This window comes from Actinoplanes sp. L3-i22 (assembly GCF_019704555.1).
Lineage (GTDB): Bacteria > Actinomycetota > Actinomycetes > Mycobacteriales > Micromonosporaceae > Actinoplanes.
The window spans coordinates 10,971,064-10,988,319 of the sequence record NZ_AP024745.1 but is presented as its reverse complement, the minus strand read 5'-3'; the positions used below and the strand labels follow the sequence as shown (position 1 = coordinate 10,988,319).

General features: G+C 70.5%; 13 protein-coding genes and 1 tRNA gene. 10 read left to right on the top strand and 4 right to left on the bottom strand.

The window, feature by feature from the left end:
- The first annotated feature begins 40 nt into the window (after positions 1–40).
- A complete protein-coding gene (gene lepB / locus L3i22_RS48605) occupies positions 41–673 on the top strand; it encodes a signal peptidase I (protein WP_221324162.1) in 633 nt (210 codons plus the stop codon).
- A gap of 373 nt (positions 674–1,046) precedes the next feature.
- Here lepB and L3i22_RS48600 read toward each other — a convergent pair.
- From L3i22_RS48600 to L3i22_RS48590, 3 genes are all read right to left on the bottom strand, one after another.
- A tRNA-Arg gene (locus L3i22_RS48600) sits at positions 1,047–1,118 on the bottom strand.
- A gap of 54 nt (positions 1,119–1,172) precedes the next feature.
- The gene (locus L3i22_RS48595) at positions 1,173–1,826 is read right to left on the bottom strand and encodes a DUF305 domain-containing protein (protein ID WP_221324161.1); all 654 of its coding nucleotides are present in this window, start codon (positions 1,824–1,826) and stop codon (positions 1,173–1,175) included.
- Positions 1,826–2,635, bottom strand: a complete 810-nt coding sequence (locus tag L3i22_RS48590) for a DUF3105 domain-containing protein (protein WP_221324160.1) — start codon at positions 2,633–2,635, stop codon at positions 1,826–1,828. Before L3i22_RS48590 ends, L3i22_RS48595 begins: the two co-directional genes overlap by 1 nt.
- An 86-nt stretch (positions 2,636–2,721) precedes the next feature.
- Between L3i22_RS48590 and argS the strand changes: the two genes are divergently transcribed.
- From argS to thrC, 5 genes are all read left to right on the top strand, one after another.
- Positions 2,722–4,383: an arginine--tRNA ligase gene (argS, locus tag L3i22_RS48585; protein WP_221324159.1), complete on the top strand. Its 1,662-nt coding sequence runs from the start codon at positions 2,722–2,724 to the stop codon at positions 4,381–4,383.
- A 2-nt stretch (positions 4,384–4,385) separates the two neighbouring features.
- The gene (gene lysA / locus L3i22_RS48580) at positions 4,386–5,771 is read left to right on the top strand and encodes a diaminopimelate decarboxylase (protein ID WP_221324158.1); all 1,386 of its coding nucleotides are present in this window, start codon (positions 4,386–4,388) and stop codon (positions 5,769–5,771) included.
- Positions 5,768–7,066: a homoserine dehydrogenase gene (locus tag L3i22_RS48575; protein ID WP_221324157.1), complete on the top strand. Its 1,299-nt coding sequence runs from the start codon at positions 5,768–5,770 to the stop codon at positions 7,064–7,066. Before lysA ends, L3i22_RS48575 begins: the two co-directional genes overlap by 4 nt.
- Positions 7,066–7,437 carry a VOC family protein gene (locus tag L3i22_RS48570; RefSeq protein WP_221324156.1) on the top strand — a complete coding sequence of 124 codons (372 nt, stop codon included), beginning with the start codon at positions 7,066–7,068 and terminating at the stop codon, positions 7,435–7,437. The genes L3i22_RS48575 and L3i22_RS48570 overlap by 1 nt, the downstream gene beginning before the upstream one ends.
- A gap of 78 nt (positions 7,438–7,515) precedes the next feature.
- Positions 7,516–8,565: a threonine synthase gene (thrC, locus tag L3i22_RS48565; RefSeq protein WP_221324155.1), complete on the top strand. Its 1,050-nt coding sequence runs from the start codon at positions 7,516–7,518 to the stop codon at positions 8,563–8,565.
- On the opposite strand, the gene L3i22_RS48560 is transcribed toward thrC, so the two are convergent.
- Entirely contained in the window at positions 8,551–9,111 is a 561-nt protein-coding gene (locus tag L3i22_RS48560; RefSeq protein ID WP_255657705.1) for a MarR family transcriptional regulator, read from the bottom strand. The two genes, thrC and L3i22_RS48560, sit on opposite strands and share 15 nt — an antisense overlap.
- A gap of 39 nt (positions 9,112–9,150) precedes the next feature.
- Between L3i22_RS48560 and L3i22_RS48555 the strand changes: the two genes are divergently transcribed.
- The 4 genes from L3i22_RS48555 (at position 9,151) to rho (ending at position 17,145) form a co-directional block, all read left to right on the top strand.
- Entirely contained in the window at positions 9,151–12,423 is a 3,273-nt protein-coding gene (locus L3i22_RS48555) for an efflux RND transporter permease subunit (protein ID WP_221324154.1), read from the top strand.
- 98 nt (positions 12,424–12,521) lie between these two features.
- Entirely contained in the window at positions 12,522–13,766 is a 1,245-nt protein-coding gene (locus tag L3i22_RS48550; RefSeq protein ID WP_221324153.1) for an MFS transporter, read from the top strand.
- Between the two features lie 9 nt (positions 13,767–13,775).
- The gene (gene thrB, locus L3i22_RS48545; RefSeq protein WP_221324152.1) at positions 13,776–14,720 is read left to right on the top strand and encodes a homoserine kinase; all 945 of its coding nucleotides are present in this window, start codon (positions 13,776–13,778) and stop codon (positions 14,718–14,720) included.
- A 295-nt stretch (positions 14,721–15,015) separates the two neighbouring features.
- Positions 15,016–17,145: a transcription termination factor Rho gene (rho, locus tag L3i22_RS48540; protein ID WP_221324151.1), complete on the top strand. Its 2,130-nt coding sequence runs from the start codon at positions 15,016–15,018 to the stop codon at positions 17,143–17,145.
- Positions 17,146–17,256 lie beyond the last annotated feature (111 nt).

Here is a 17,256-nt window from a genome sequence, read left to right as displayed (position 1 = left end):
CGTCACAGCCCGGTTGTTTCCTGCCGGGCTGTGACGATTGATGTACGCTCCGCCCGTGTCCGAGGACAAGATCAGCGAACGTCCCTTTTACCGCTCCAAGGGCTTCGAGCTCCTGGTGCTCATCGTGGTGGGGGTGGTCGTCGCCGCCGGGGTCCGGGCGTACCTGCTCCAGACCTTCTACATCCCGTCCGGCTCGATGGAGAACACCCTTCTCCTGAATGACAAGGTGCTGGTCAACAAGCTCCTCTACCGGTTCCGCGACCCGCACCGCGGCGAGGTGATCGTCTTCCAGCCCCCGTCCGCGTGGGGCGCCGGCCCGGGCGAGCAGGAGTACATCAAGCGGATCATCGGCACCCCCGGCGACCACGTGATCTGCTGCGACCCGCAGAACCGCCTGACGGTCAACGGCCAGGCCCTGGACGAGCACTACCTCTACCCGGGCGACGCCCCCTCGGACGAGAAGTTCGACGTGACCGTCCCGGCCGGCCGCCTCTTCGTGATGGGCGACCACCGCTCCGACTCCGCGGACTCCCGGGCCCACATGGACGCCGACCTCGGCACCGTCCCGATCTCCCGGGTGGCCGGCCGAGCCTTCGCCATCTACTGGCCGGTCTCCCACTGGACGTCCTTGTCAGTCCCCGACACCTTCAAGGCCGTCCCCGCCGCGAAGTAACCGCCGGGGGCACCCCCAAGGCGCCCCGGCAAACTCCACCCGCCCGAAGCCCCGGCGCGAGCGCCGCCCAGGCAACGCCACGCAAGCCAGCCCCACCCCGTACCCAAATGGCCCCAAATCCCAAAACCACAAGCGGCCCGGACAAGCAAAGCAACGTCTCCACAAGCGACCCGGACGAGCGAAGCGAGGCCCGATCCAAAAGCGGCCCGGACGAGCGAAGCAACGTCTCCACGAGCGGCCCGGACGAGCGAAGCGAGGCCTGATGGGGTTCCGGGGTATCCCCGGCGTGGGGTCTGGGGCTCGGGCCCCAGGCTAGAAAGCACGATGGCGCCGCGTCCGCGCTTTCCGCGGACAAACGACGCCTGCCTAATCGTGCCCCCGGCAGGATTCGAACCTGCGCTTTCGCCTCCGGAGGGCGACGCTCTATCCCCTGAGCTACGGGGGCCCAGTGATTCGAAAGCCTAGCAGGCTGTCCGGAACCACCGCCAACCGGTACCGGTCAGCCCGCCTGGGCCTGCTTGAGCAGGTCGTCGATCAGCTGGATCTCGCCCTGCTGGGCGGTGACCATGCTGTCGGCCAGCCAGTCCACGTCCTTGTTGTCGGACAGCTTCTCCGCCTCCTGCGCCATGTGGATGCCGCCGAGGTGGTGAGCCCGCATCAGGGTGAGGAACTGCACGTCGAGCTCTTTGCCGGTGGCTTTGCGGAGCGTGGCGAGCTGCTCGGGGGTGGCCATGCCGGGCATCAGGCCGTTGACGACCGAGCCGGCGGCGTCGGGCATCCAGGCCATGGCCGGCTGGTCGCCGGTCGGGTCGAGGTCCCAGTCGCGGAGCCAGGCCTGCATGTAGCCGATCTGGGCCTGCTGGGTGGTGGCGATGTCGGCGGCCAGGGTGACGATGCCCGGGGTGTCCGAGCCGGCGTGGGCGAGCATCGCCATCTCGACGGCCTGGGCGTGGTGGGTGGACATGTCGCGCAGGAAGCCGGCCTCGACCGAGTCGGTGCCGGGGGTCTGGAAGCGGGGGATGACCAGACCGATCGCGGCGCCGAGGACGATGCCGACGAGCAGCACGGCGACCGCGGCGTATCCGAAGTGACGCCGGGTGGGGCCCTCCCCGGCCGCCGGGTGGGCGGCCGGGGAGGTGCGGTCCGAGATCATCAGCTACCGCTGGTGGTGGGCGTGTCCATGCTGGCGCCGTTGCTGGTGGCCGCGGTGACCGGGCCGGTGGTGGTGTTGCCGCTGGAGCAGGCCGCGCCGGGCTCCATGGACGCCTTGAGACGGGCCGCGGAGATGAAGGAGTCGATCTTCGCGTCGTTCACGTCGTCGGTCTTGTACTGGTAGCCCCAGACCTGGACGGAGACGTTCTTGTCGAGGCCGGTGTACGGGGACATGAACATGTAGTCCTTGCCCTCGACCTTCTTCTGCAGCACGGCGACCTGGTCGGCGGCGAGGCCCTGCTTGTACGTCACCCAGACCGCGCCGTGCTCGAGGCTGTGCACCGCGTGCTCGTTGGCGATCGGCTCGGTGTAGACGTCGCCCATGCAGTTCTGCCAGGTCGGGTTGTGCGCGCCGCCGACCGGCGGGCTGGTCACGTAGGTGAGCGCGCCGTCCTTGTGGGTCCGGTCGTCGAGCGTCGCGTTCTTCTGCGCGCGGTAGTTGACGACGCCCTGGATGTCGGCGAGCTTGTCGGTCCAGTCGCGGGAGCCCTGGACGGAGGCGTACACGCCGTACCCGATGATGCCGGCGGCGATCAGCACGACCGCACCGGCCACGGCGATCGGGCCCCAGTTGCGGCTGCCGCTCACCTTCACCGGGGTGACCGGCTTACGGCCCTTGCCGCCGCCCTGGCCTTTGCCGCCGGGCCGATTCGCGCCCGGTTTGTTGGCCGGAGGCTTACCCTGACCGGTGGTCTTGCCGACCTTCACGGTGGACGGGACCCGTTCGGGACCCGGCGTGCTCATACTCATCGCGCCTCGTCGATTCTTCAAAAAGGGGAAGGGCGGGGCTCGGGTGGCCGCCGAACGCAGAAGTCTACCCCCGATAGCATGGCCCAGTGACTCCCGCCAACCTTGCTGACACCGTTCTCTCAGCTGCTCGTGCCGTATTCGAGACGCGCGGCCTCGACCTGGCGGCGCTGCCCGCGACGACCGTGGTGGAGCGGCCCCGCAATCCCGAGCACGGCGACTACGCCTCGACGCTCGCTCTGCAGCTGGGCAAGAAGGCCGGGGTGCCACCGCGTGAGCTGGCCGCGGCCCTCGCCGCGGAACTGGCCCAGCGGGACGGGATCACGTCGGTGGAGATCGCCGGCCCGGGCTTCCTGAACATCCGGCTGGACGCCGCCGTGACCGGGACGATCGCCGGCACGGTGGTCGAGGCCGGCCCGGCGTACGGCCGGAACGAGCAGCTCGCCGGCGAGCGGATCAACCTGGAGTTCGTCTCGGCGAACCCGACCGGGCCGATCCACCTGGGGCACACCCGGTGGGCCGCGGTCGGTGACTCGCTGCGCCGGGTGCTCGCCGCCGCCGGCGCCGAGGTGACCAGTGAGTACTACATCAACGACGCGGGCGCCCAGGTGGACCGGTTCTCGCGGTCGCTGTTCGCGGCGGCGAACGGGGAGCCCGCCCCGGAGGACGGCTACGGCGGCGACTACATCGCCGAGATCGCCCAGCGGATCCTCAGCGAGGAGCCGGAGCTGGCCGGTCAGCCGGCCGAGACCGCGCTGCCGGTCTTCTGGTCCCGGGGCTACGCCCTGATGCTGACCGAGATCCGGGCGAGCCTGGAGCGCTTCGGCGTGCACTTCGACGTCTGGTTCTCGGAGAAGGACCTGCACGACGGTGGCGCGGTCGAGCACGCCATCGAGGAGCTGCGCAAGCAGGGGCACATCTTCGAGGACGGCGGGGCGATCTGGCTGCGCACCACGGACTTCGGCGACGACAAGGACCGGGTGCTGATCCGGTCGAACGGCGAGAAGACCTACTTCGCGGCCGACGCGGCGTACTACATCAACAAGCGCGAGCGCGGCTTCGACCGGTGCATCTACCTGCTCGGCGCGGATCACCACGGCTACATCGGCCGGCTCAAGGCGATCGCGGCGTGTGCCGGCGACGACCCGTCGAAGAACATCGAGATCCTGATCGGCCAGCTGGTGAACCTGGTCCGGGCCGGCCAGCCGGTGCGGCTGTCCAAGCGGGCCGGCAACATCATCACGCTGGACGAGCTGCTCGAGGCGGTCGGCGCGGACGCCGCGCGGTACTCGCTGGCCCGCTCCTCGACCGACTCGATGCTGACCCTGGACATCGAGGAGATCACCAAGCACTCCAGCGACAACCCGGTCTTCTACGTGCAGTACGCGCACGCCCGGATCTCCTCGATCCTGCGCAACGCGGTGGAGAAGAAGATCAGCCGCGGTGACTCGTACGACCCGTCGCTGCTCGCCCACGAGCGGGAGAACAACCTGCTCAAGACGCTCGGCCAGTTCCCGGCCGTGGTGGCCAGCGCGGCCGAGCTGCGCGAGCCGCACCGGATCGCGGTCTACCTGGAGGAGCGGGTGGCCACCGACTGGCACCGGTTCTACGACGCCTGCCAGGTGCTGCCGAAGGGCGAGGACCCGGCCACCGACGTGAACGTGGCCCGGCTGTGGCTGGCCGAGGCCACCCGTACGGTGATCGCGAACGGTTTGGCGCTGCTCGGCGTCTCGGCTCCGGAGAAGATGTAGGCATGCGCGCACACGAGGCCGGGGCGCTGCACGGCGACCTCGGCAACCGCGGTCCGGCCTGGTTGCGTACGCCGGAGGATGTGAACGCCCTTCTGACCGGGCTCTGGCCGCGCACCGTGACCCGCACCGAGTCCGGGCCGTTGCAGATCGGCGGCGTGAGCGTCACGGACCTGGCCGCCGACTACGGCACCCCGGCGTACTTCCTCGACGAGGAGGACCTGCGGGCCCGCTGCCGGGACTTCGCGGCCGCGTTCGGCGACGCCGACGTCTACTACGCCGGCAAGTCGTTCCTGTGCAAGGCGGTCGTCCGGATCGTCGAGGAGGAGGGGCTCTTCCTCGACGTGTGCACCGGCGGTGAGCTGGCGGTGGCGCTGGCCGCCGGGTTCCCGCCGGAGCGGATGGGCTTCCACGGCAACAACAAGTCGGCGTCCGAGCTGCGCCGCGCGCTGGAGGCCGGCGTCGGCCGGATCATCGTGGACTCGTTCGACGAGATCGAGCGCCTGACCGCACTGTCGCAAGAGCTGGACAAGCGCCCGGGCGTGCTGGTCCGGGTCACGGTCGGCGTCGAGGCGCACACCCACGAGTTCATCGCGACCGCGCACGAGGACCAGAAGTTCGGCTTCTCGCTGGCCGGCGGGGCGGCGTTCGCGGCCTGCGCGCGGATCCTCGACGAGGGCGTGCTCGACCTGCGCGGGCTGCACTCGCACATCGGCTCGCAGATCTTCGACACCAGCGGGTTCGAGGTGGCCGCCCGGCGGATCCTGGAGCTGCAGGCGCAGGTCCGGGACGCGCGCGGGGTGGAGCTGCCGGAGCTCGACCTGGGCGGCGGGTTCGGGATCGCGTACACCACGCAGGACGATCCCTCGACCCCCGGCGACCTGGCCAAGCGGATCAACAAGATCGTCGAGTCGGAGTGCGAGTCGGCCTCGCTCCGGGTGCCCCGCCTGTCGATCGAGCCGGGCCGGGCCATCGTCGGGCCGTCCGTCTTCACGCTGTACGAGGTCGGCACGGTCAAGGACGTCGACGGCATCCGGACGTACGTGAGTGTGGACGGCGGGATGAGCGACAACATCCGGACCGCCCTCTACGACGCGTCGTACTCGGCCACGCTGGCGAACCGGATCTCGGCTGCGGAGCCGATGCTCGCCCGCGTTGTGGGAAAACATTGTGAGTCCGGGGACATCGTCGTGAAGGATGAATTCCTGCCCGCCGACGTGCAGTCCGGAGATCTTGTTGCCGTTCCGGGTACCGGTGCCTACTGCCGGAGCATGGCCAGCAACTACAACCACGTTCCTCGGCCGCCCGTGGTGGCGGTGCGCGACGGCGCCTCCCGCGTCATCGTGCGGCGCGAGACCGAGGGCGACCTGCTTGCATTGGATGTTGGATGAGCCCAACGAGACCGGTCCGCCTCGCCCTGCTCGGCTGCGGCACCGTCGGTACCGAAGTGGTCCGGCTGTTGCACGAGCAGGCCGACGATCTGACCGCCCGGATCGGTGCCCCGCTGGAGCTGGCCGGCATCGCCGTGCGCCGGCTCGGCCGTGAGCGGGGCGACCTGCCGATCGACCCGGCCCTGTTCACCTCGGACGCGCTGGGCCTGATCAAGCGCGACGACGTGGACGTGGTGATCGAGGTGGTCGGCGGCATCGAGCCGGCCCGGTCCTGGCTGGTCGAGGCGCTGCGCGCGGGCAAGAGCGTGGTCACCGCGAACAAGGCGCTGCTCGCCGAGGACGGCGGCACCCTGCACGACGCGGCCGCCGAGGGCGGCGCCGATCTCTACTACGAGGCCTCGGTGGCGGGCGCGATCCCGCTGCTGCGCCCGCTGCGCGAGTCGCTGCACGGGGACCGGGTCACCGCGGTGACCGGCATCGTGAACGGCACCACCAACTTCATCCTCTCCTCGATGGCCTCCACCGGCGCCGGCTTCAACGAGGCGCTCGAGGAGGCCACCGAGCTGGGGTACGCGGAGGCCGACCCGACCGCCGACGTGGAGGGCTTCGACGCCGCCGCCAAGGCCGCGATCCTGGCCTCGCTGGCGTTCCACACCCGGGTCACCGCGGCCGACGTGTTCCGCGAGGGCATGACCGGGGTGACCGCCGGCGACATGGCCAGCGCCAAGGAGATGGGCTGCACGATCAAGCTGCTGTGCATCGCTCAGCGCACGGCGGATTCGGTCAGCGTCCGGGTGCACCCGGCGATGATCCCGCTGAGCCATCCGCTGGCCGGGGTGGGCGACGCGTTCAACGCGGTGTTCGTGGAGACCGAGGCGGCCGGCCCGCTGATGTTCTACGGCCGGGGCGCCGGTGGCCGCCCGACGGCCAGCGCGGTGCTCGGCGACATCGTCGCGGCGGCCCGCAACAAGCTGACCGGGACCCGGGCGCCGAGCGAGAGCAACTACGCCGAGCTGACCGTCCGCCCGATCGGCGAGTCGATGACGCGGTACCACATCAGCCTCGACGTGGCCGAGCGGCCGGGCGTCCTGGCGACCGTGGCCGGGGTCTTCGCCCAGCACGAGGTGTCGATCGCGACGGTCCGGCAGTCCGGCCGGGCGGATGACGCCAAACTGGTCATCGTGACCCACAGCGCCCCGGACGCCGCGCTGGCGGCTACCGTCGACGCACTGGCGCGGCTGGACATCGTCCGCTCGATCGCGAGTGTGCTGCGCGTCGAGGGAGGGGCCGGCTAGTGCTCGACCACGTGGGGTTCCAATGCACCGACCTGGCGGCCAGCGCCGCGTTCTACGACGCCGTGCTGGCCCCGCTGGGCGGCCGGCGGCTGGCGGATTTCCAGGTCGCGATCGGGTTCGGGGTCGGCGAGCACGCCGACTTCTGGATCAGCGGGCTGAGTGAGGGCGACGGCTTCCGCGAGTCGCACATCGCGTTCTCGGCGGCCGATCGGGCCGCGGTCGACGCGTTCTTCGAGGCCGCGACGAAGGCCGGGGCCGAGGTGCTGCACGAGCCGAAACTGCACCCGGAGTACCACGAGAACTACTACGGCGCTTTCGTACGGGATCCGGACGGCAACAACGTCGAGGCCGTGAGTCACCGTCCTGAATAATGGACATCCGGTCCCAAAGATCGGATGCGTGGGGCACGCTGTGCGCGAATGCCCAGCTTGAGCGAAGGAGTGCCGGCCATGTGGCGGGGTTTGATCGAGGCGTACCGGGACCGGCTCCCGGTGACCGAGGCCACCCCGGTGGTCACGTTGCACGAGGGCAACACGCCGCTGGTGCCGGCGCCGGTGCTGTCCCAGCGCGTCGGCGCGGACGTCTTCCTGAAGGTGGAGGGCGCCAATCCGACCGGTTCGTTCAAGGACCGGGGGATGACCATGGCCGTCTCCAAGGCGGTCGAGGAGGGCGCGAAGACGATCATCTGCGCGTCCACCGGCAACACCTCGGCGTCGGCCGCGGCCTACGCCGCCCGCGCCGGGATCGGCTGCGCGGTGCTGGTGCCGCAGGGCAAGATCGCGCTCGGCAAGCTGTCCCAGGCGCTGGTGCACGGGGCGAAGCTGCTCCAGGTCGAGGGCAACTTCGACGACTGCCTCGCGCTGGCCTCGAAGCTCTCCCAGGACTTCCCGGTCGCCCTGGTCAACTCGGTGAACATCTTCCGCCTGCACGGGCAGAAGACGGCCGCCTTCGAGATCGTCGAGGCGCTCGGTGACGCGCCCGACATCCACTGCCTCCCGGTCGGGAACGCCGGCAACATCTCGGCGTACTGGATGGGTTATCAGGAGGACCAGGCGGCCGGCAACAGCACGCGCCTGCCGAAGATGTACGGCTTCCAGGCCTCCGGCGCCGCCCCGATCGTCAACGGCAAGGTGGTCGAGCAGCCCTCCACGATCGCCACCGCGATCCGCATCGGCAACCCGGCCAGCTGGACCAAGGCGCTCGACGCGCGGGACTCGTCGGGCGGCCTGATCGCCGCGGTGACCGACCGGGACATCCTCAACGCGTACCGCCTGCTGGCCCGGGAGGTCGGCGTCTTCGTCGAGCTGGGCAGCGCGGCGAGCGTGGCCGGCCTGCTCCAGCAGGCGGCGGCCGGGAAGATCCCGGCCGGGTCGCGGGTGGTCTGCACGGTGACCGGGCACGGCCTGAAGGACCCGGAGTGGGCCATCTCGACCGCCCCGTCGCCGACCGTGATCGCGAACGACGCCCTGATCGCGGCGAAGGCGCTAGACCTCGCCTGATTCCCGCCGCGCCGCGCCGGCCTCCCGGAGCAGGATGTCGGTCGCCTGAGACACCACCGCGAGCTCTTCAGCTGTGAGACGGCTGAGGAGCTCGCGGTGTTTCGCCATCCCGGCCGTGACGATGCCGTCGATGAGTTCCCTGCCCGCTTTGGTGAGCCCGATCCGGCGGACCCGCCGGTCGTGCAGATCCTCGGTGCGGGTGACCAGGTCCTGCACCACGAGTCGATCGATCATGCCGCTCAGCGCGGCGGCGCCGACGCCCACCGACCGGGCCAGCTCGCCACCGGCCATCGTGCCGTGGCGGGCGAGCAACAAGAGTATTTTCAACTGGGACATCGTCAGATGGGACGAGAACAGCGGGTCCGACCGGTCGTCGGCAAACAGGTGTTGCATCCGGATCTGCGCGCCCATGATCTCTGCGATGAGCTGCTCTTTCTCGCTCAGCGCCCACTCCTCTTGTGACCCGCCGATGGCCGTTGTGAGTCCATCTGATGACGGACGGTACCAGCGGGACCCCATCGAAAACCATTTGTTCGCGTCAGGCAAACTATCAGTGTCGGACGAAATTATCTCGGGGGAGCGCCCATGTCAGCTCTGACACGGCTAAGCCTTGCCAACCGAGGTCTGGTAGCCCTGATCGCCATCGTGATCAGTGGCTTCGGCCTCTTTGCGATCCCGTCCTTGAAACAGCAGCTCTTCCCGTCGATCGAGTTGCCCGCCGCGTTCGTCAGCGCGGTGCTGCCCGGCGCCTCGCCGGAGACGGTCGAGGAGCAGGTCACCAAGCCGATCGAGGACGCTGTCAAGGGCATTGACGGCATCGACACGGTCACCTCGACGTCGCGGGAGAACGTGACGAGCGTCGTGGTGCTGTTCGAGTACGGCACGGACATCCAGTCCGCCGTCAACCAGGTCACCACCTCGCTCAACCGGATCCAGTCGCAGCTGCCGGACAACGTCGACCCGCAGGTCTTCGCCGGCGGCACCGACGACATCCCGGCGATCGTGCTGGCCGCGTCGGGCGGCAGCGACGAGAGCGACCTGCTCAACAAGCTGAACGAGACCGTCGTGCCGGAGCTGAACGGGATCACCGGGGTGCGCGACACCCAGGTCACCGGCGCACGCGCCAAGCAGGTCGTGATCACGCCGGATCTGGCGAAGATGGGCGCGGCCGGGGTCGCTCCGGCCTCGCTGACCACGGTGCTGCAGGCCAACGGCGTCTCCATCCCGGCCGGCGCGGTCACCGACGGCAGCAAGTCGCTGACCGTCCAGGTCGGCACCCCGATCACCACGGTCGAGCAGCTCCAGGACGTCTTCCTGACCGGCGCGCGCGGGCCGGTGCGGCTCGGCGACGTCGCCGCGGTGGAGAGCAAGCTGCCGGCCGCGGAGTCCTACACCCGCACCGACGGCGCGGACAGTCTCGGCATCGCGGTCACCGCGCGGCCGGACGGCAACCCGGTGGAGATCTCGCACCAGGTCCGCGACATGCTCGCCGACCTGGAGAAGGACTCCGGCGCCAAGCTCACCGTGATCACCGACCAGGCGCCGTTCGTGGAGCGCTCGATCAAGAGCCTGACCACCGAGGGCCTGCTCGGCCTCGCGATGGCCGTCATCGTGATCCTGATCTTCCTGCTCAGCGTCCGCTCGACGCTGGTCACCGCGGTCTCCATCCCGCTGTCGGTGCTGGTCGCGCTGATCGCGCTCTGGGTCGGCGACTACACGCTCAACCTGCTCACCCTCGGCGCGTTGACGATCGCGGTCGGCCGGGTGGTGGACGACTCGATCGTCGTTCTGGAAAACATCAAACGACATCTTGAGTACGGCGAGGAGAAGGTGCACGCCATCCTCTCGGCCGTGCGCGAGGTGTCCGGCGCGGTCACCGCCTCCACGCTCACCACGGTCGCCGTCTTCGCCCCGATCGCCCTGGTCGGCGGCCTGATCGGGCAGATCTTCTCGTCCTTCGCGATCACCGTGACGGTGGCCCTGCTGGCGTCGCTGTTCGTGGCGCTGACCGTGGTCCCGGTGCTGGCGTACTGGTTCCTGCGCCCGCCGAAGGGTGACGCCGCCGAGGCCGAGGCGATCCGCCGGGCCGCCGAGGAGAAGGAGCTGCGCAGCCCGCTGCAGCGCGGCTACCTGCCGGTCATCAACTTCGCCACCACCCGCCGCTGGACCACGGTGCTGATCGGCATCGCGGTGCTGATCGGCACGTTCGCGCTCTCCACCCGCCTGGAGACGAACTTCCTGGACGAGTCCGGCCAGGACAGCATCACGGTCACCCAGGAGCTGCCGGTCGGCACCAGCCTGGCGGCCACCGACGAGGCGGCCAAGAAGGTCGAGGCAATCATCGCCGACCGGGACGACGTGACGACGTACCAGGTCACCGTCGGCGGCAACTCGGCGAACCCGTTCGCCGGGGGCGGCGGCGCCGGCACCGCGACGTTCAACGTGGCGCTGGACGAGAACGCCGACGCGGCGAAGGTCTCCGACCAGCTGCGCGACGAGTTCGGCAAGCTGACCGACGCCGGTGAGATCAAGATCGGCCAGGAGAGCTCCGGCCTGGGCAGCAGCCAGCTGTCCGTCGAGGTGACCGCGGCCGACAACGACGTGCTGACCAGCGCGACCGACCAGGTCCGCGCCGCGATGGCCGGGATCACCGGGGTCGCCGACGTGGACACCACGCTGGCCGCCAGCGTCCCGCGTCTGGACGTGGTGGTGAACCGCAAGGCCGCCGCGGCGGCCGGCCTCACCGAGGCGCAGATCGGCCAGACCGTGGCCGGCATGTTCCGCTCCGCCCCGGCCGGCACGATCAGCATCGACGGCGCCAGCCAGGACGTGGTCATCTCGTTCGGGTCCGCCCCGGCCGACACGGCCGCCCTCAAGGCGCTGCCGCTGACCACCCCCAAGGGCGTCGTGCCGCTGAGCACGGTGGCCGAGGTCAACGAGGTCAACGGCCCGGAGCAGGTGACCCGGACGGACGGCAACCGCACCGCGACGGTGACCGGCTCGGTGACCGGCTCCAACCTCAGCCAGGTCAACAAGGACCTGACCAGCAAGCTGGACGCGCTGACCATGCCGCCCGGCGCCTCCTACACGGTCGGTGGCGTCAGCGCCGACCAGGCGGACGCGTTCAAGCAGCTCGGCCTCGCCGTGCTGGCGGCGATCGCGATCGTCTTCATCATCATGGTGGCGACGTTCCGCAGCATCGGGCAGCCGATCATCCTGCTGGTCTCCATCCCGTTCGCGGCGACCGGCGCGATCGGCCTGCTGCTGGCGACCGGCACCCCGCTCGGCGTACCGGCGTTGATCGGTGTGTTGATGCTGGTCGGCATCGTGGTCACGAACGCGATCGTGCTGATGGACCTGATCAACCACTACCGCGCCGACGGCATGGGCGTGCGGGAGGCGGTGATCGAGGGCGGCCGGCACCGGCTGCGGCCGATCCTGATGACCGCCATCGCGACGATCTTCGCGCTCATCCCGATGGCGCTCGGCCTCACCGGCGAGGGCGGGTTCATCTCGCAGCCGCTGGCCATCGTGGTCATCGGTGGCCTGGTCAGCTCGACGCTGCTGACCCTGGTGCTGGTCCCGACCCTCTACACGATGGTGGAGACCGGCAAGGAGAAGCGCCGGACCAAGCGGGCGGCACGCCGGGCCCGCAAGGCCGGCCTGCCGGCGGCCGAGGCGGCCCCGGCGACCCCCGAGGCGCCGGCCACCCCGGCCGCCGAGGAACCGGTCACCGTGCCCGACGACGCCGCGCCGCCGTCCGCGGAGCAGCCCAACGGCGCGCTGCGCGGGTACACCGATCAGTTCGAGGTGCTCAAGATGCCGAAGGGGCCGAACAAGCCGCAGGAGCAGGGCTGAGCCCGTACCGAAAAAATAAGTAAGAAATAAGGAATTGCGATGCCCGGCCGTTCCGGCCGGGCATCGGCCTTTTCTTCGGTACGACTAGATTCCGGTACGTGCCAGCAACGCTCTCGGTCCTTACCCGTAATCGCGACTTCCGCCGTCTGTTCGCCGCTGAGCTGGTGGTCTTCGGGGCCGACTGGTTCGTCATGGTGCCGCTGCTGGTGCTGCTCCCGGAGCTCACCGGGCACGGTTTCTGGGGCGGCCTGGTGCTGGCCGTGGACACCGGGATCAACGCGCTGCTGCTGCCGTACACCGGAACCGTCGCCGACCGCCTGGACCGCCGGAAGATCCTGATCTTCGCGAACCTGGCCTCGTTCGTGGCGGTGCTGCTGCTCTTCGCGGTCCGGTCGGCGGCGACCGCGCCGCTCGCCCTGGTCGCGATCGGGGCGATGGCCGTGGCCAAGGCGTTCTACCAGCCGGCCAGCTCGGCCGCGCTGCCGAACGTGGTGGCCCCGGCCGACCTGCCCGCCGCGAACGCGATCGCCGGCTCGGCGTGGGGCACCATGACCGTGCTCGGGGCGTCCCTGGGTGGCGTGGTGAGCAGCGCGTTCGGGCCGTACGTCAGCTTCTCGGTGACCGCGGCCGGACTCCTGGCCGCCAGCCTGATCACCGTCCTGGTCCGGGGTCCGCTGCAGGCGGAGCGCGTCGCCGGCGGCGACCGCCCGCGGCCGGGCCGGGCGCTGGCCGAGGCGTTGCGCTACATCCTGCACCGGCCCCGGATCACCGCGCTGGTCACCGTCAAGTCCGCGGTCGGCCTCGGCAACGGCGTGCTGACCGTGTTCCCGCTGATCGCCGTCGCGCACGGGGTCGGCGGGCTGGGCGCCGGCCTGCTCTTCGCGGTCCGCGGGCTGGGCGCGCTGGTCGGCCCGTTCGTGATGCGGCCGGTGCTGGCCCGGCCGGCCTGGCTGTTCACCGGCCTGGCCCTGTCGATGAGCCTGTACGGCCTCGGCTACCTGGGCGTCGCCTTCGCCCCGTGGTTCCCGCTGGTGCTGCTGCTGGTCTTCGTGGCGCACTTCGCCGGCGGCACCAACTGGGTGCTCTCCAACTACGCCCTGCAGGCCGAGGTGCCCGACCAGTTGCGCGGCCGGGTGTTCGCCACCGACATGATGCTGGCGACGCTCTCGATCGCGCTCAGCCAGCTGGGCGCGAGCGCGGTCGTCGACCACGTCGACCAGTCGGTGGTGCTGGCCGGCTGCGGCCTGATCACGGTGGTCTACGCGGCCGGCTGGTGGCTGGCCACGCGCCGGATGGCGGGATTCTCCGGGCGTGGCAATCACGCTGAGATGATCAAGCCCTAGCATGTGGCGATGGGCCTGACCTTCGCCACCGATCCGGTAACCGTCAGCACCCCGGCGACCAGCGCGAACCTGGGTCCGGGCTTCGACGCGCTGGGCCTCGCGCTGACCCTCTACGACGACCTGACCGCCTCGGTCACCGCGGCCGGATTCACCGTCGAGATCAGCGGGCAGGGCGCGGGCGAGCTGCCCACCGACGACGGTCACCTGGTCGTCCAGGCCATGCTGACGACGTTCGACACGCTCGGCGAGCGCCCGCCCGGGCTCGCCGTGCGCTGCGTCAACCGGATCCCGCAGGCCCGCGGCCTGGGCAGCTCCTCGGCGGCCATCGTCGGCGGCGTGCAACTGGCCCGGGGCCTGATCCGGGGCGGCCTCGAGCTGATCGACGACGAGGCCGCGCTGCGCATCGCCGCGAAGATCGAGGGCCATCCGGACAACGTGGCGCCGTGTCTGCTCGGCGGGTTCACGGTGGCCTGGACCGAGGGCGCCGGCGCGCGTGCGGTGCGGCTGGACCCGGCCGCCGGCGTGCGCCCGACGGTCTTCGTCCCGTCCGAGCGGGGTTACACCGCGACCGCCCGCGCCGCGCTGCCGGCAACGGTGCCGCACCGCGACGCGGCGTTCAACGCCGGTCGATCCGCGCTGCTCACGCACGCTCTGACCAGCGATCCGGGGCTGCTGTTCCCGGCCACCGAGGACCGGCTGCACCAGGGTTACCGGGCCGAGGGCATGCCCGGCACCACGTCGCTGGTGGCCGCCCTGCGGTCGGTCGGGGTCGCCGCCGTGGTCAGTGGCGCGGGCCCGACCGTACTGGCATTGACCGAGGTCCCGGCCGATTTCCACCCGGGCGCGCACTGGCACGGCGAAGTGCTGGGCGTGGACGGCGCCGGTGCTGTTGTGAAAGGGGGTATGGTGGAACACGCCGAGCGGGGTCCTGTTGCCGCAGGTCGCAAGAGTTGATTACGCTCTAGACCTAGCACAGCCGCGAAGCAAGCGATCTCTGCGGTTCGGCGCACCCCCGAGATTTCTGGGCCGTCATGGCTCGTCTCACTTCTCACCAAGGCTTACGCCGCGCAGCAGTCCATAGATCGCTGCACTCGCCGAGACCTACCCGGCAAGGTATGACGGGCAGGGAAACCGTCGAGCTGCCGTGCTGATGAAAACCCCGCGCCGCTGCTGCGAAGCGGGTTCCGAGGGCACCCGGCCCAGGCTGCAGTTCCGGGTGGACTCGGGTTTTTCCGACGGAAGGAATCCATTGAGCGACACCACCGACGTGACGTCGGGTGTTTCTGACGTCGCTGACGGCGCCGGCACCACCGCGACCGCCACGAAGCGCCGCCGAGGCGGCACCGGGCTGTCCGCGATGCTGCTGCCCGAGTTGCAGAGCCTCGCTGCCTCCCTGGGCATCTCCGGCACCGCCCGGATGCGCAAGGGCGAGCTGATCACCGCGATCACCGAGCGTCAGAGCGGTGGCTCCGCCGCCACCGAGCCGGCTCCGCGCCCGCGGACCGAGGCAGTCGCCCCGGTTCAGGCCGCGCCGGTTCAGGCGGCGCCCGCCCAGCCGGCTCCGGCTGAGGTGCCGCAGACCGCAGCAGCCCCGGCCGAGAGCACTCCGGCCACCCCGCCGGCCACCGAGGCCGCCCCGGCCGCGGAGCGCCCGTCCCGGCGCAGCCGCGAGCGGGCCGCTCGCGAGACGACACCCCGCGAGACCGCCCCGGTGCAGACCGAGGCCGCCCCCGTCGTGCTCGAGACCCCGGCCGCACCGGCCGAGACCACCGCCACCACGACCGAGCGCGTCGAGCGCCCGGAGCGCGGCGACCGCAACCGCGACCGGCAGCGCACCCCGCGCGACGGTGAGCGGGGCGAGCGTCCGGAGCGCACCGAGCGTCCGGAGCGTGCTGAGCGCGCCGAGCGTCCGGAGCGCACTCCGCGCGACGGCGAGCGCCCGGAGCGGGTCGACCGTGGCGAGCGTCCGGAGCGCGGTGAGCGCCCCGAGCGCAACGACCGTGGTCCGCGGGACAACGACCGCAACGACCGCGGTCCGCGCGACAACGACCGGACCGGCGCCGACCGCGGCCCCCGGACCGATCAGGGTCACGACGACGACGACGCGGACGGCGAAGGCGGTCGCCGGAGCCGGCGCAGCCGCTTCCGGGACCGTCGCCGTGGCCGGGACCGCGAGGACGCCCCGCAGCGCGACGACAGCCGTCGGGACACCGGCGGCCGCGAGCCGCACGTCGCCGAGGACGAGGTGCTCGTCCCGGTGGCCGGCATCCTCGACGTGCTCGACAACTACGCGTTCGTCCGGACCACCGGTTACCTCTCCGGCCCGAACGACGTCTACGTGTCGATGTCGCAGGTCAAGAAGTACGGCCTGCGTCGCGGTGACGCGGTCACCGGTGCGGTCCGCTCCGCCCCGCGCGACGGTGACGGGCAGCGGCGGGACAAGTACAACCCGCTGGTCCGCCTGGACACCATCAACGGGATGGAGCCCGACGAGGCCCGCCGGCGTCCCGAGTTCTACAAGCTCACGCCGCTCTACCCGCAGGAGCGTCTGCGGCTGGAGACCGAGCCGCACATCCTCACCACCCGCATCATCGACCTGGTCATGCCGATCGGTAAGGGCCAGCGCGCCCTGATCGTCTCCCCGCCCAAGGCGGGTAAGACCATGGTGCTGCAGGCCCTGGCCAACGCGATCACCCGCAACAACCCCGAGTGCCACCTGATGGTGGTGCTGGTGGACGAGCGGCCCGAAGAGGTCACCGACATGCAGCGCACGGTGAAGGGCGAGGTCATCGCGGCCACGTTCGACCGTCCGCCGCAGGACCACACCACGGTCGCCGAGCTCGCCATCGAGCGGGCCAAGCGGCTGGTCGAGCTGGGCCACGACGTGGTCGTGCTGCTCGACTCGGTGACCCGGCTGGGCCGGTCGTACAACCTGGCCGCGCCGGCCTCCGGCCGGATCATGTCGGGTGGTATCGACTCGACCGCGCTCTACCCGCCGAAGCGCTTCCTCGGCGCGGCGCGCAACATCGAGAACGGTGGCTCGCTCACCATTCTCGCCACCGCGCTGGTGGAGACCGGGTCGATGATGGACACGGTGATCTTCGAGGAGTTCAAGGGCACCGGTAACGCCGAGCTCAAGCTGGACCGGAAGATCGCCGACAAGCGGGTCTTCCCGGCCGTGGACGTCTCCGCCTCCAGCACCCGTAAGGAAGAGATCCTGCTGGGCAAGGAGGAGCTGGCGATCATCCACAAGCTCCGCAAGGTGCTCAGCTCGCTGGAGTCCGGCGCTGCCCTGGACCTGTTGATGGACCGGCTCAAGCAGACCCGGACCAACATCGAGTTCCTGATGCAGATCGCCAAGTCGACTCCTGGCGAATAAACGCATAAAAGCCGCGAGCCCCACCCGATCGGGTGGGGCTCGCGGCTTTTGTCGCACAAGCTGTCTGGTTCGACCCGTACGGGGTCGTGCGAACCTCCGGTGTCCCCATCC

Excerpts from the sequence above, each read along its gene's own strand:
- lepB (WP_221324162.1), top strand. The coding sequence starts at position 41 with ATGTACGCTCCGCCCGTGTCCGAGGACAAGATCAGCGAACGTCCCTTT.
- L3i22_RS48595 (WP_221324161.1), bottom strand. The coding sequence starts at position 1,826 with ATGATCTCGGACCGCACCTCCCCGGCCGCCCACCCGGCGGCCGGGGAG.
- L3i22_RS48590 (WP_221324160.1), bottom strand. The coding sequence starts at position 2,635 with ATGAGTATGAGCACGCCGGGTCCCGAACGGGTCCCGTCCACCGTGAAG.
- lysA (WP_221324158.1), top strand. The coding sequence starts at position 4,386 with ATGCGCGCACACGAGGCCGGGGCGCTGCACGGCGACCTCGGCAACCGC.
- L3i22_RS48575 (WP_221324157.1), top strand. The coding sequence starts at position 5,768 with ATGAGCCCAACGAGACCGGTCCGCCTCGCCCTGCTCGGCTGCGGCACC.
- thrC (WP_221324155.1), top strand. The coding sequence starts at position 7,516 with ATGTGGCGGGGTTTGATCGAGGCGTACCGGGACCGGCTCCCGGTGACC.
- L3i22_RS48555 (WP_221324154.1), top strand. The coding sequence starts at position 9,151 with ATGTCAGCTCTGACACGGCTAAGCCTTGCCAACCGAGGTCTGGTAGCC.
- thrB (WP_221324152.1), top strand. The coding sequence starts at position 13,776 with ATGGGCCTGACCTTCGCCACCGATCCGGTAACCGTCAGCACCCCGGCG.